This window comes from Pyrobaculum neutrophilum V24Sta (assembly GCF_000019805.1).
Taxonomy (GTDB): domain Archaea; phylum Thermoproteota; class Thermoprotei; order Thermoproteales; family Thermoproteaceae; genus Pyrobaculum; species Pyrobaculum neutrophilum.
Genome location: NC_010525.1, coordinates 1,169,804 through 1,183,318 on the forward strand (window position 1 = coordinate 1,169,804; position 13,515 = coordinate 1,183,318).

At 59.8% G+C, this 13,515-nt stretch carries 11 protein-coding genes and 1 tRNA gene; 9 read left to right on the top strand and 3 right to left on the bottom strand.

Translation table 11 applies throughout. The annotated features are described in order from the left end of the window. Positions 1 to 333: 333 nt before the first annotated feature. Positions 334 to 1,785 (top strand): glycogen/starch/alpha-glucan phosphorylase, encoded by a 1,452-nt coding sequence (locus tag TNEU_RS06605; RefSeq protein ID WP_012350657.1) that lies wholly within the window; start codon positions 334 to 336, stop codon positions 1,783 to 1,785. A 27-nt stretch (positions 1,786 to 1,812) separates the two neighbouring features. Beyond that, complete coding sequence (gene thiI / locus TNEU_RS06610; RefSeq protein WP_012350658.1) at positions 1,813 to 3,240, top strand: tRNA uracil 4-sulfurtransferase ThiI; 1,428 nt, start codon at positions 1,813 to 1,815, stop codon at positions 3,238 to 3,240. Positions 3,241 to 3,246: 6 nt separating this feature from the next. Here the strand turns inward: thiI and TNEU_RS06615 are convergent, their stop codons facing one another. Next, positions 3,247 to 3,465, bottom strand: coding sequence for a hypothetical protein (locus tag TNEU_RS06615; protein ID WP_148682393.1), 219 nt, complete (start codon positions 3,463 to 3,465; stop codon positions 3,247 to 3,249). A gap of 104 nt (positions 3,466 to 3,569) precedes the next feature. Between TNEU_RS06615 and TNEU_RS06620 the strand changes: the two genes are divergently transcribed. The 6 genes from TNEU_RS06620 (at position 3,570) to TNEU_RS06645 (ending at position 9,326) form a co-directional block, all read left to right on the top strand. Then, a complete protein-coding gene (locus tag TNEU_RS06620) occupies positions 3,570 to 4,517 on the top strand; it encodes an MBL fold metallo-hydrolase (RefSeq protein ID WP_012350659.1) in 948 nt (315 codons plus the stop codon). Between the two features lie 145 nt (positions 4,518 to 4,662). Then, positions 4,663 to 5,958: a BMP family ABC transporter substrate-binding protein gene (locus tag TNEU_RS06625; RefSeq protein WP_012350660.1), complete on the top strand. Its 1,296-nt coding sequence runs from the start codon at positions 4,663 to 4,665 to the stop codon at positions 5,956 to 5,958. A gap of 4 nt (positions 5,959 to 5,962) precedes the next feature. Then, positions 5,963 to 7,354: an ABC transporter ATP-binding protein gene (locus tag TNEU_RS06630; RefSeq protein WP_012350661.1), complete on the top strand. Its 1,392-nt coding sequence runs from the start codon at positions 5,963 to 5,965 to the stop codon at positions 7,352 to 7,354. Then, complete coding sequence (locus tag TNEU_RS06635) at positions 7,351 to 8,316, top strand: ABC transporter permease subunit (RefSeq protein WP_012350662.1); 966 nt, start codon at positions 7,351 to 7,353, stop codon at positions 8,314 to 8,316. The genes TNEU_RS06630 and TNEU_RS06635 overlap by 4 nt, the downstream gene beginning before the upstream one ends. Then, positions 8,307 to 9,173 (top strand): ABC transporter permease, encoded by an 867-nt coding sequence (locus tag TNEU_RS06640; RefSeq protein ID WP_012350663.1) that lies wholly within the window; start codon positions 8,307 to 8,309, stop codon positions 9,171 to 9,173. Before TNEU_RS06635 ends, TNEU_RS06640 begins: the two co-directional genes overlap by 10 nt. 44 nt (positions 9,174 to 9,217) lie before the next feature. Continuing rightward, a tRNA-Thr gene (locus tag TNEU_RS06645) sits at positions 9,218 to 9,326 on the top strand. Here the strand turns inward: TNEU_RS06645 and TNEU_RS06650 are convergent. Next, the gene (locus tag TNEU_RS06650; protein WP_012350664.1) at positions 9,327 to 9,677 is read right to left on the bottom strand and encodes a hypothetical protein; all 351 of its coding nucleotides are present in this window, start codon (positions 9,675 to 9,677) and stop codon (positions 9,327 to 9,329) included. 139 nt (positions 9,678 to 9,816) lie between these two features. On the opposite strand from TNEU_RS06650, the gene TNEU_RS06655 reads away from it, so the two are divergent. Further along, on the top strand, positions 9,817 to 12,171 hold the full coding sequence (locus TNEU_RS06655; RefSeq protein ID WP_012350666.1) for a DNA-directed DNA polymerase: 2,355 nt from the start codon (positions 9,817 to 9,819) through the stop codon (positions 12,169 to 12,171). Here TNEU_RS06655 and dnaG read toward each other — a convergent pair. Further along, positions 12,168 to 13,379, bottom strand: coding sequence for a DNA primase DnaG (dnaG, locus tag TNEU_RS06660; protein WP_012350667.1), 1,212 nt, complete (start codon positions 13,377 to 13,379; stop codon positions 12,168 to 12,170). The genes TNEU_RS06655 and dnaG overlap by 4 nt on opposite strands. Positions 13,380 to 13,515: the final 136 nt, after the last annotated feature.

Genomic DNA, 13,515 nt, shown 5'->3' on the forward strand with positions numbered 1-13,515 from the left:
GGAGGTAGCCCGCCCACCGCCGCCGTTGGGTCTCTCAAGGCGGAGGAGGCGTCGGGATCCAGCGGCTCTGCGCTTGGATAGTTTTCTTCAAATTCGGCTGGGCTCTTCGGCGGAGGAAAGCGGCTTGTTATGCATCTACAGCTGTGCGGGGGCCGACCCATGTGTCTGCCCCGGCCGGGGCCGCAGGAGACCTCCCTCGATGCCCCCGCGCGCCTGGGTGTCTGCCGATGGGGGCGCCGGCGGGCGGCGTGGGCCTGCGACTGATGCCGGCGTCCGCCTTGGGCGCGTCGGCCCAATAGTAAAAAATATTTTGGGATTCTTGAGGGGCTCCTCATGATCGTGTCTATCACGCCTGAGATCGGCATTGGGGAGCTTAGGAACTTCGCCGGCGGTCTCGGAGTGTTGGAGGGCGATAAGTTCTACGCCGCGGCGAGGCTGGGGGTGCCCTACACGGTCATCACGCTGTTTTACCCAGAGGGCTATGTCTCATATGCCGAGGAAAACGGCGAGCTTGTCCCAACCGCTGAGGGGAATCTCCTCGACAGACTTACGTACCTGGGCGGGTGGGAGGTGGAGGCGCGGGGAGAGAGGGTTTCGGGGGGGTACTACATCTATAGGGCGGGGAGCGCCGCCGCTGTGTTTGTGAAAGTGGACGCTCCCGAGTGGGCCGCGAGGGCTACCAGGAGGCTGTACTACGAAGACACCGAGAGCGACCGCTTCTACAAGTACCTCATATTGGCCAAAGCCGCCGTCAGCTATGTCGAACGCTACATCGGGTGGGACAACGTGAGGTATCTCGACCTACAGGAGGCCTACACGGTATTCGCCCTGCTGGTCAAGAGACATCCGAGGGCCAGGCTCGTGGTCCACACCCCGGCGCCGTGGGGGCACCCGACGTTTAACAAGAGGTTTTTCAGAGACGAGTTCGGCTTCGAGATGGCTATGGAGCCCGTGGTGCTCACGGAGTTGGGCCTCTCTATGGCTCAGGAGGGCATCGCCGTGTCGAAGAAGATGGTGGGGCAGCTCTGCAACACCTTCCCCCATCACTGCCACAAGATCAGGGGGGTTACAAACGCTGTGGAGGTGCCGAGGTGGGAGCACCCGGCTCTCGCCGGTCTCAAAAGCGCTGAGGAGCTACGGAGGGCCAGGGAGAGGGCGAAGGAGGAGGCGCTTAGGGCACTTGGCGTAGAGGCGAGGGGCAAGGTGGTTATCTCCTGGGCCAGGAGGATGACCCACTACAAGAGGCCCCATTTCGTACTACAGCTCATAGAGGACGTCGATAGAGACGTCGTCTTTATACTCGGGGGGCGGGCCCACCCGAATGACAGATACGGGGTGGAGATGATGAAGAAGTTTAGAGAGGCGTCGGCGAGAGACAACGTCTACTACTTCCCGCATCTGGACGTGGAGACGGAGAAGAGGATCATATGGGCGTCTGACATATGGCTCTTCACGCCGTTTAGCGGCTGGGAGGCGTCGGGGACGTCCTTCATGAAGGCCGGCATAAATGGGGTGCCCTCCGTGGCCTCCCGCGACGGCGCTGTGGTTGAGGTTATGGAAGACGGCCGCAACGGGTGGCTCTTCGGCGGAAACCGCGAGAGGCTGTTGCCGCTGGACAGCCCCGACATAGATCAAAACGAGTATAGAGAGTTTAGGCAGAAGGTCGAGGAGGCCTTGGACGCGTACAGCAGCGGGCGGTACTGGGAGATCGCCTACAACGCGTACGTAACCTTCCGTAGCTACTTCTCCATGGAGAGGCTTTTTAGAGACTACGGCTACATCTAGCTTATATAGCTACGCCTCGGCTGAGCCGTGGAGAGGGTTCTCCTCGTGAGGGTGGGGGAGCTCACCGTAAAGAGGGGCTGGACCCGCGTCGAGATGGAGAGGCTGTTGCTACGGGCGGCGAAGGAGGCGGCTGGCGAATGCGGAGGGGCGAGGTTCGCGAGGGAGCCGGGGAGGATATACGCATATGGCGACGTCAATTGCCTCAAAAAGGCGCTGTCTAGAGTCTTCGGGGTTAAGTCGGTGAGTCCTGCGTACGTCCTCCAGTTTAAGGATCTGGCGGAGGTGGCGGCCGCCGCCGCGGAGCTCTGGGGCGGGGAGGTGGCCGGGAGGCGGTTCGCGGTTAGGGTCCACAGGGTGGGGACGCACGGCTTCACCTCAAGAGACGTGGCCGCCGCCGTGGGCGCGGCGTTGGTTAAAGCAGGAGGTTCGGTGGATCTCGAGACCCCGGAGGTGGAGCTTTATGTGGAGGTGCGGGGGGACCGGGCCTTTCTATATAGGGAGGTGCTGGAGGGGCCGGGGGGCCTCCCCCTGGGGTCTGAGGGGAAGGTGCTGGCGTTGGTCTCCGGCGGCATCGACTCGCCGGTTGCAGCGTGGATGCTCATGCGTAGGGGGGCACACGTGGACGTCTTCTACTGCCACCTCGGCGGGACCTACGCGCTAAGGCTCGTTGTGGAGGTGATAAAGAGGCTACTGTCTTGGTCCTACGGCTACAACGCGAGGGTGGCCGTGGCGGACTGCTCCCCAGTGGTGCGGGCCTTACGGAGGGGGGTGAGGGAGGAGCTCTGGAACATAGCCTTTAAGAGGGCGCTCTACCTCGCCGCTTCCAAGGTGGCTGAGGCCGTGAAGGCGGCCGCCTTGGTCACGGGGGAGTCGCTTGGCCAGGTGTCTTCGCAGACGTTGCAGGCGCTTGCGGCGGCTGAACGCGGGCTCGATATGCCCATCTTTAGGCCTCTGGTGGGCATGGACAAGGACGAGATCGTGCATCTCGCCGAGAGGATCGGGACGTACGAGGTTTCGGCTAGGCTTCCCGAGTACTGCGCCCTCTTGAGCAGAAGGCCTAGGAAGTGGGCAACGCGTCAGGAGGTGGAGGAGATAGATCTGGCGATCCACGACGCCGTGGCGGAGGTCGTAAACGGCGTTAAGGTAATTAGGAAGAGCGAGCTGGAAAGCTTCGCGTCTTCTCTAAAGCCGCCGCACGACCTAGAGCTGGAGACCCCGCCCCCGGACTCCGTGTTGGTTGATCTACGAAGCGCGGAGGACTACAGAAGGTGGCACCTCCCAGGCGCTCTCAGGGCGGACCCAGACGACGTTTTAACGCTGGTCGACCGCCTAGGCAGAGACAAGACCTACGTCTTCTACTGCTACGGAGGAGGCACAAGCTTAGACGTGGCGGAGAGCCTCCGGAGGCTTGGGATCAAGGCCTACTCCCTCAAGCTTAAACCGCAGGGCGGTTGAACGACCTCAGCCTGTGGCGTACCTCGTCACCGCCTCTGCAAAGGGACACCGCATCACCGCGTGGAGACCCCCGACTGTCCATAGGCGGTCACCGCCGGCGGTTGCCGGCTCGCGCCTGGGGGCTTTCTCCTCGCCCGCGCCCCCACCGGCATCCAGCGCGGGCAACAGCCCATCTGCAGAGCTCGGGGCAGACCCAGTCAGCCCCTCATGGAGCTGCCCCCTCACAGCTATAGAGGCATGCATTTAAGCCTTCCGCCCGCGCCAAAGACGCGGGATTTTTCGGCGACGGAGACACCCCACTACATAAAAACTTGGCGCTTTTCAGCCACGTGAATCTTTACTACGACGGCGGGATATACGTGGAGGGGAGGGGCGTGAGGTTTGTGGTCGACCCCGTGGGGCCCATCAAGGGCCGAGTCGATTTCGTCTTGATAACCCACGGCCACAGCGACCACATCTCCAGATACGCCTTGAGGTACCCCGTGGTGGCCACCAGGGAAACCCTAGCCGCCATGTCGGTGAGGCTCGGCGCGGCGCCGGCTAGGCGGATCACCGTGGCGGCTGGGAGGGTGGTGGAGGTGGACGGCGTGGAGGTGGCTGTGTTGGAGGCTGGGCACATCCTGGGAAGCGTCATGTATCTAGTGGAGGTGGACGGCCTCCAAGCCCTGTTCACCGGCGACTTCAACACGGTGGGCACCATCTTGACAGACGCCGCGGAGCCCGTGGAGAATGTGGACGTGTTGGTGATGGAGGCCACCTACGGCGACCCAGCCTACGTGTTTCCCAACAGAGCCGAGGTGTATAACGAGCTACTGGATCTGGTGGAGCGCCACAGCGGAGACGGCGGGGTGGCCATAGCGGCGTACCCCCTTGGTAAAGCCCAGGAGGTGGCCCGGCTGTTGGGCCACAGGGCGGGGGCACACGCCGCCGTGGCTAGGTACAACAGGGCTTTGGGCATCTCCACGGGCGGGGGGAGGGAGGTCGTGATAGTCCCCAGCCTGAGGTGGGCGCCCCGGGGCTACGTCCGGGTAGAGGTGAGCGGGTGGTACGCCGAGGAGGAGGCCAGGAGGAGGGCTTTGAGGGAGGGAGTGTACGGCATCCCGCTGAGCGACCACAGCGATTTTCCAAACCTCGTGCAGTTCGCCCAGGAGATATCGCCGAGGTTGATCTACACCGTGTACGGCTTCACGGAGAGGCTGGCGCGGCACCTCCGGAGGCTTGGCTTGAGGGCCTACCCGATCCCCAAGTCAGCCGGCCTGCCGGCTCACTCCATTTAAAACCATGCCAACTGTCTATCGTGTGATGAGAATCATGCCCGGGAGCCATATGCTCGGTCCTAGGGTAGCTGAAGTTTAATCCTTCGCTTAATCTTGCCGTTGTTTCTGTGGGAAAAGTTTATATTCTGTTTTAAACATCAGCGTCATGTCGGCCAGCAGGAGGGAATGGCTTAAGGCCGTCGCCGCTTTTGCGGCCGGCGCGATAGTTGGCTCCGGGGCTTCCTACCTCGCCCTACAGAGCGTTAAAACCGCCGTGGAGAAAACGGCCACGACGCGGCCCGCTGAGGCAACAACGGCGCCTAGTACGGCGGCCGGCTTACCTAAGATGAAAATTCACTTCATCTACGTGGGGCCTATAGGCGACTACGGCTGGACGCACGCGCACGACGTCGGCAGAAAATACCTCGAGAGCGCCCTCTGCCCAGACCCGAAGAAGTGGTGCATAGTGGAGACCTCATACACGGAGAAGGTGCCCGAGGGGGAGGCCTACGACTACATAAAGAGGGCTGTGGCCGACGGGGCAAACATGGTGATAACCACGTCCTACGGCTATATGGACGCCACCAAGAAGGCCGCAAGGGATTACCCAGACCGCTTCTTCGCCCACTGCTCCGGCGAGTTCAAGAGCCAAGACGAGCGGGCAAGTCTCCCCAACTTCGCCGAGTATTTCATAGACCTCTACGAGGCCTACTACCTCAACGGCATCGTAGCCGGCAGGATGACCAAGACCAACAAGCTGGGCTACGTGGCGGCCTTCCTAATACCGGAGGTCATACGCCATATGAACGCCTTTCTGCTAGGGGCTAGGGAGGTCAACCCCAAGGTCACCATGGACGTGGTGCAGCTAGGCGAGTGGTATAGCCCAGAGCGCGCCAAGAAGGCCGCCGTGGCGCTTGTGGAGTCAAACGGCGCCGACGTGTTGGCCTTCACCGAGGACTCCCCCACGGTGCTTCAAACAGCGGAGGAGTACCAGAGAAGGGGGAAAGCCGTGTGGTCGTTCTCGCACTACAGCGATATGTCGAACTACGGCCCCAAAGCCCACCTAACAGGACAGGTGGTCAACTGGGGCCCCATGTATGTGGAGATGGCCATCAGGGCGTATCTGGCTTGGGTCTCTGGCGAGACGGCGCTGTGGTCCGAGTGGCCGCCGGAGAGGCCCCGCGACTACTGGTGGAGCATGAAGAACTCGTACAGGTACTACGACTACAAGAAGAACCCAACCGACATAATACTCCCGCTGAACCCCGCCGTGCCGGAGGAGGTAAAGGCGTACGTCGAGAAGCGGAGGGCTGAGGTCATAGAAGGAGTGTGGGACCCCTTCACTGGGCCTATCAAGGACATGAAGGGCGTCCTCAGGGTAGCCGACAGGATGAGGTTGAGCAAAGACGACCTCTACAACATGGACTGGTTCGTCGAGGGCTACGGCCAGCTTCCCACATAAACAAATGGCTTTTTTGAAGGCGGTTGGGATTAGGAAGGTTTTTCCAGGCGTGGTGGCCCTTGACGGCGTAGATTTCGAGGTGGGGAGGGGGGAAGTCCACGGGCTTCTTGGGGAAAACGGCGCTGGGAAGTCCACGCTTATATCTATCCTATACGGCGTTTATCTGCCGGACGGCGGGGCTATATATATAGACGGCAGGAAGACCGATATAAAGTCGCCGCGCCACGCGGCTGAGCTGGGGATCGCGTTGATATCTCAGCACTTCGCCCTTGTGGACACCCTAACCGTGGAGGAGAATCTGAAGCTGTCGGGGGTCGACGTGGAGAAGGCGGTGGAGCTGGGGGGTAGGGTTGGCGTGGAGCTACCGCTGGATAAATACGTGGGCGAGCTCACCGTCGGCGAAAAGCAACGGGTTGAGATCGTCAAGGCGCTGGCTCGCGAGAGCAAAATCCTCCTCATGGATGAGCCCACAGCGCTTCTAGGGCCAAGGGAGGCGAAGAGGCTTCTGGAGACCGTGAGGGCGCTGGCCTCAATGGGGAAGGCCGTGGTGTTTGTGACGCATAAGATTAGGGAGGCCATAGAGGTGGCGGATAGGATCACGGTTCTGAGGAGGGGGAGGAAGGTGGCCACCTACGAGAGGCCGTACGACGAGGAGACCCTCCTCAAGGCCATGTTCCAGGGGGTAGTTAGGAGGGGCTCCCAGAGGTCTAGAGGGGCGGGGGAGGTTGTATATAGGGCCGTGGGGATCGCCGGGGAGAAGATACGGAAAGCCGACATCGAAATTAGGCGGGGGGAGGTCGTGGCGGTGGTGGGAGTCGCCGGCAACGGCCAAGAGGAGCTGATGGCTCTGCTGGCCGGCTTCAAGAAGCCGCGGGCCGGCAGAGTCTACATAGAGGGCGTAGATCTAACCGGTGAGCCCTTCCACGAGTTCCTGAGAAGGGGTGTGGCCTATCTGCCGGAGGACAGGGGGTACGCCTTGGCTAAGGAGTTAAGCGTCGTCGACAACTTTAGGATTAGGTGTATAAACAGGTGCGTTGAAAAGCTCATGGAGGCTAAAGAGGCCTTGGACATAGACTTCCCAAGCCCCAACGCCCGGGTTGCGGCTCTCTCAGGCGGCAACCAACAGAAGCTTCTCCTGGCGAGGGAGCTGTGGCTTAGGGAGCCGTACATCCTCGTCGCCTCGTACCCCACCCGCGGCCTCGACCTAGAGACGGCTGAGAAGTTCTATGCGTTGGTTAGATCCAGGGTGAGGGGAGGCGCCGTGGTTAGCTTGGAGGACGTGGATGAGGCCGTGGAGCGCGCAGACAGAATCTACGTAGTCTCTAGGGGGGAGGTGGTGGCCGAGTTTACTCCCCCCTTCGACTTGGAGGAAATCGCCGAGGCCATGACCGTATGAGGCTGATACAGAGGAAGGCCCCGTCTCCGCTTGCCTACCCCCTGGCCTTCGCCGGCTCCCTAGCCACGGTGTTGTTGGTGGTCTTCGCGGCCAGCGGAGACGTCGACACGGCCATCGGCGTTCTTTCGAGGGTTGACCTAGGCTTCTTGGCCAGGGTTTTCGTGGTGGTGGGGCTGGTGGGGCTCTCAGGCGTCTTGTCGTATAGGTCTGGGCTGTGGAATATCGGCCAAGAGGGACAAGCCATCGTGGGCACCCTGGCCGCCGTTTCCGCGAAAAACGCGGCGGAGGGCCTATTGCTGGCGGCGGCGGCCGCCGGGGCTTGGACCGCCGTCCCCGCCCTCCTTAGATCTTTCCTCGGCGTAAACGAGGCCGTGACCACGTTTTTGACGGCTCTTGCGGCGGTTTACGTGGCGCGGTACTTCGTAGAAACGGTTTTGAAGGACCCGACCAAGAAGGGGTTCGTGGTCACCGTGGAGGCTCCTCCCATGGCCGTCGTATACGCTGAGCTTCTGCTCCTTGCCGTCTTAACCGCCGTTGTTGTCCTATATACGTCGCGGTTTGGCCTCGGCCTTCGTCTGCTGGCCTCTGGGGAAGACGTGGCGCGGTACGCCGGGGGGCGGCCAAGGCTACTGGTGTTCACGGCCATTGTGTTGAGCGGGGTGGTCGCCGGCTTGGCGGGGGCCGTGGAGATAATGACGAGGGACTCGGGCCGCTACCTAACTCTGCAACAGGTAAGCTCGGGCTTTGGGCTATACGGAATAGCCGCGGCTTGGCTCGGCGGTCTCCACCCCCTCGGCGTAGCCGTCTCGTCGCTGTATATAGCGTGGCTCTACGAAGTGGCGGTGAACTTAAAGACGGCCGCCAACTTCCCAGCGTTGGTGGCCAACGCGCTCATCGGAATTGCGTTGCTCTGGGGCTTGGCTGGACATCTTCTGTATAAATACAGGGTGGTATGGCGGTAGAGCAAGCCGTTGCGCTGACCTCCGAGGCTCTCCGGAGCGCAACGCCTATTCTGCTGGCTACGCTTGGGGCAATCGTGGGGCAGAGGGCCGGGGTGTTGAACCTAGCCCTGGAGGGGGTGGTCTATCTGTCGGCCGCGGTGGCGGCCGTGGTTGGCCCTCCCTGGGGCATCCCCGCCGCCGTCGTTGTGGGGACGTTGTACAACCTGCTGTACTACTTCCTATCTAACGACCTTGCCATGAACCAGATACTTACGGGATTCGCCTTCACGATGGTTGGATACGGCGTGGGGTCTCAGATCGCTAAAGATGTAGTTGGGAAACCGGTGGAGACCTACGTGGTGCACGGCACAGAGGCCTACCTAGCCGCCGCGCTCGTCGCCGCCGCCGTGTACTTTCTGCTCAAGAGCAGGCTAGGCCTCGCGATTAAGGCCTCGGGCGATGACCCCGCCTCGCTGGACTTAATCGGGGTCGACGTCTACAGAGTGAGGAAGATAGCTGGGGCCGTAGAGGGGTTGCTGGCGTCTGTGGCGGGGGTCTACCTAGTGTATGTATACTACGGTAGCTGGAGCGAGCAGCTGGTGGTGGGCTGGGGGTCCCTTGCCGTTATCACGGCCATGATCTCCCTGTGGTCGCCTCTGATCGCGGTGGGGGCCTCCATCGTGCCCTCCGTTTTTATGTCGCTTTCATACGTGCTACAGAGGTACCTCGCCGTGTCGCCGTATCTGCTTAACGTAACGCCCTACGCGGTGACCATCGCGGTGCTCGCTATTGTACAAACCGTCGCAGGTAGGACGAGGCTTAAGGCCGGCGTGCCGAGGTGGCTAGCGAGGCCGTACATAAGGGAGGAGAGGGCCTAGCGCTTCCGCGGAAAACTTTTTAACCTGTGACAACCTGTCGTTAAGCCCCGGTAGCTCAGCCCGGTCGGAGCGCCCTGGGGCTCAGCCCCGCGCAGGCCTCGTAGCCGCTGGCGAGACAGCGGGAGGTCCCGGGTTCGAATCCCGGCCGGGGCTTTAGAACAGCAACGCCCGGATTATCCTCCTGGCCTTAGCCCTCTTTATCTGCAACACGTAGAGGACTAGGGCTGAGGTAAACGCCAGGTTTATCGCCCAGGAGGCGAGCCTCAGTAGCCATAGGAGGTGGGTTAGGTGGAGCGGGGGGTTTAGAGAGCTGTAGAGGATCTGCGAAGCGGTTTCATACAGCAGAGGCCCGGCGACGGGCACCACGGAGAGGACGAGAGACGTTGAGAGCATGAAGCCCACGATGCCGTTCCACAGCAACGAGCGCGGCTCCTGGGTGGCGCCTAAGGTCAGCGCCAGGATGTAGGCGGTGGTCAACACGGCTAGGGCTAGGTAGAGCTTCATGTCTCCTCAAGCCTTTCGATGAGCCACTGAATTATGTGGCCATGCGGCGTCCCCGGCCTCCTGGGGAGTTGCTCGAGGCACCTCTTGAGGGCCTCCATGGAGGGCGTTTGTAATTTATTTATATGAGTTTTGTGGTTCTGTGGAACTTAAGATCTGGCCTCTAGATGTGACGTACGCGGTGGTCGGCGGGTACCCCGAGGTGAGGGTCTTCGGGTTGACGGAGGGGGGAGGACGGGTGGTGTTGGTGGATAGGTCCTTCAAGCCCTACTTCTACGTCGATTGCCCAACCTGCGAGGTAGGCGTTGTGAAAAGCTCGCTGTCGCGGGTGGCCCCCGTGGATGAGGTATCTGCGGCTGAGAGGAGGTTTCTAGGCCGGCCGAGGAGGTTCCTGATGGTGGTTGCACGTGTGCCCGAGGACGTGAGGAGGCTGAGGGAGGCGGCGGCGCAGATACCCGGCGTGGCCGGCGTATACGAGGCCGACATCCGTTTCTACATGCGCTATATGATTGACGTGGGGCTTCTCCCCTGTAGTTGGAATAGGGCTGAGGTGGAGGGGGGCGGCAAAGTGGGGGGATTGCCCCAGTACACGGTGGTCCAGTGGCTGGGGCCCGCCGGGGGGTTTCCGCCTCCGTTGCGGGTTCTGGCGTTTGATATAGAGGTGTACAACGAGAGGGGTACGCCGGATCCTGCAAGGGATCCCGTGGTGATGATCGCGGTGAAGACAGACGACGGTAGAGAGGAGGTTTTTGAGGCCGAGGGAAGGGACGACCGAGGCGTCTTGAGGTCCTTCGTCGAGTTCGTCAAGAGCTACGACCCCGACGTAGTAGTGGGCTACAACTCAAACGGCTTTGACTGGCCTTATCTCGCGGGGCGGGCGAGGGCAATCGGCGTACCGCTTAGAGTTGATAGGCTGGGCGGCCTCCCACAACAGAGCGTATATGGGCATTGGTCCATCGTGGGGAGGGCGAACGTGGATCTATACGGCATCGTAGAGGAGTTTCCAGAGATTAAGCTGAAGACTCTGGACCGCGTCGCCGAGTACTTCGGCGTGATGAGGCGCGAGGAGAGGGTTTTGATACCGGGCCACAAGATCTATGAGTACTGGAGAGATCCGGGGAAAAGGCCTCTGCTTAGGCAGTACGTTCTTGACGACGTGCGGTCTACCCTTGGTCTTGCGGATAAGCTCCTGCCGTTTTTAATACAGCTCTCCTCCGTATCTGGTTTACCGCTTGACCAAGTGGCGGCGGCGAGCGTTGGCAACAGGGTGGAGTGGATGCTTCTTAGGTACGCGTACCGCTTGGGCGAGGTGGCCCCGAACAGAGAGGAGAGGGAGTACGAGCCGTATAAGGGGGCCATCGTGCTTGAGCCGAAGCCGGGGATGTACGAAGACGTGCTTGTGCTCGACTTCTCCTCCATGTACCCCAACATCATGATGAAGTACAACCTGTCGCCGGATACATACCTAGAGCCCGGCGAGCCGGATCCGCCCGAGGGCGTAAACGCGGCGCCCGAGGTGGGACATAGGTTTAGGAGAAGCCCCCTCGGCTTCGTCCCCCAGGTGTTGAAGAGCTTGGTGGAGCTTAGGAAGGCGGTAAGAGAGGAGGCTAAGAGGTACCCCCCAGACTCGCCGGAGTTTAGGATCTTAGACGAGAGACAACGCGCCCTCAAGGTTATGGCCAACGCCATGTATGGATACCTGGGCTGGGTGGGGGCCCGGTGGTACAAGCGGGAGGTAGCCGAGTCTGTGACGGCTTTTGCCAGAGCGATCCTAAAAGACGTTATTGAACAGGCTAGAAGGCTGGGCATCGTGGTTGTATACGGCGACACAGACAGCCTATTTGTCAAAAAGCATGTGAACGTGGATAAGCTCATCCAGTACGTGGAGGAGAAGTACGGCATAGAGATAAAGGTGGATAAGGACTACGCCAAGGTGCTTTTCACGGAGGCCAAGAAGAGGTACGCCGGCTTGTTGAGAGATGGGCGTATAGACATAGTGGGGTTTGAGGTCGTGCGGGGGGACTGGAGCGAGCTCGCCAAAGAGGTACAGCTGAAGGTCGTGGAGATAATTCTGAATTCGAGAGACGTGGCGGAGGCCAGACGACGCGTGACACAATACGTCAGGGAGATAATAGAGAGACTTAGGGAATACAAATTCAACGTAGACGACTTGATTATATGGAAAACCCTGGATAAAGAACTGGGGGAGTATAAGGCGTATCCGCCTCACGTCCACGCGGCGTTGATTTTGAAGAGGCACGGCTACAAGGTGGGGAAAGGCAACATGGTGGGCTACGTAGTTGTCAAAGGCGGAGGCAAGATCTCTGAGAAGGCGCTCCCCTACATCCTCCTAGACGACGTGAAGAAGATCGACGTCGAGTACTACATAGAACGGCAGATAATACCAGCCGCTTTGAGAATCGCGGAGGTAATTGGAGTTAAGGAGGCCGACTTGAAAACTGGAAAATCCGAGAGATCCCTACTCGACTTTTTCTAGGCAACCTTCTGAGTGAGCTTTTCGAAAGTTATTATCTTCATGTCTTCCGGCACCTTGGTCAACGGGCCTACCCTGGCTGTTACTATGACTTTCACCCCCTTCTTCGCGGCTAAGTCCACTATTCTCTGTGTCACTATGCCGTCCATCACAATGGCGTAGAAGGAGTCTCCCTCCCCCGTGAGGAAGTCGGGTAGCTCTCTAACGGGTAGCTTTTTCACAAGTCCCCAGTTGGCGTCGTATATCTCGGCCTCCAGTGTCCCAAGCATCTCCTCCACCTTCTTCGACATGTCGAAGGGGAACTGTATAGGCGCTTCCGCCGGAGGCGGTTGCTGTTGCGTGGGTTGAGCCGGCGCCTCCGTCTTCTCGCCTGCGGCCTTCTGCTGGGCTAGCCACTCCTCTAGCGTGACCTTGTTCCTCAGGGCCTTCGCTATCTCTTTTGCCGTTAGTTGCTCTACCTCTTTGCCCGGAGGGGCTCTGGCTATATAGTCTATGTGCGCCACCTTCAACAGCTCTCTGAGGACGAGTTCTCCTCCCTTGTCGCCGTCGATAAACACCGTCACCGACTTCTTCTTGCTTAGGTCTATTACGGTCTGCGGGATACCCCTGCTTATGCCCTCTATCGCAATCACGTTTCTATACCCGTGTTTTACCAAGTTTACAACGTCGGCTCTGCCCTCGACTATTATCACGGAGTCTGACTTCTCTACGTCGGGGCCTGCGGGGAGCTTTTCGGGGCCGTACTCCACTATCTCCGCCTTGGCGACGTCTTCCTTTAGCTTTTCAATGATTTCTTTTGTGTCGGGGAGGATCTCCTCTTCGATCATCTTTACGAGCTCTTTCGCCTTTTCAATTATCCTCCTTCTCTTCTCCTCGCGCAGATCCTTGATCTCAAGCACCTTTATGTTGGCGAGATAGGGCCCCACCCTTTCTATGCTCTCTATCAAAGCCGCTACCAGCGCCGTCTCGTAGCGGTCTAGGTTGCTGGGTATGTAGATCTTGGCCTTTGTCTTGCTGTTTTTCTCGAATATGTCCACTTCTATTCTCCCTATGCGGCCCATCATCTGGAGCTCTCTTAGGTCCATGTCTTTGCCAAGTAGTCCCTCAGTTTGTGAAAACAAAGCCCCTATGATGTCTGATTTATCTACGCTTCCGTTTACCTCTATCTGAGCGACGATCATGTACTTAGCCACTATGGTTAAGGCACCCATGTGTGCACCTCTATACTGCACTTTATAAACTCTTTGTCCACGGGAGTTTGGCGGCTTAGAGGGCGCGTGGACGGCGGGAGGCCGGCCTTGTGTCGTAGTTGCCGTTTTATTTTATAAACCCCTGGGTCTGTTTTGC

Coding starts and splice junctions, on each gene's coding strand:
- TNEU_RS06605 (WP_012350657.1), top strand. CDS start 334: ATGATCGTGTCTATCACGCCTGAGATCGGCATTGGGGAGCTTAGGAAC.
- TNEU_RS06625 (WP_012350660.1), top strand. CDS start 4,663: ATGTCGGCCAGCAGGAGGGAATGGCTTAAGGCCGTCGCCGCTTTTGCG.
- TNEU_RS06630 (WP_012350661.1), top strand. CDS start 5,963: ATGGCTTTTTTGAAGGCGGTTGGGATTAGGAAGGTTTTTCCAGGCGTG.
- TNEU_RS06635 (WP_012350662.1), top strand. CDS start 7,351: ATGAGGCTGATACAGAGGAAGGCCCCGTCTCCGCTTGCCTACCCCCTG.
- TNEU_RS06640 (WP_012350663.1), top strand. CDS start 8,307: ATGGCGGTAGAGCAAGCCGTTGCGCTGACCTCCGAGGCTCTCCGGAGC.
- TNEU_RS06650 (WP_012350664.1), bottom strand. CDS start 9,677: ATGAAGCTCTACCTAGCCCTAGCCGTGTTGACCACCGCCTACATCCTG.
- dnaG (WP_012350667.1), bottom strand. CDS start 13,379: ATGGGTGCCTTAACCATAGTGGCTAAGTACATGATCGTCGCTCAGATA.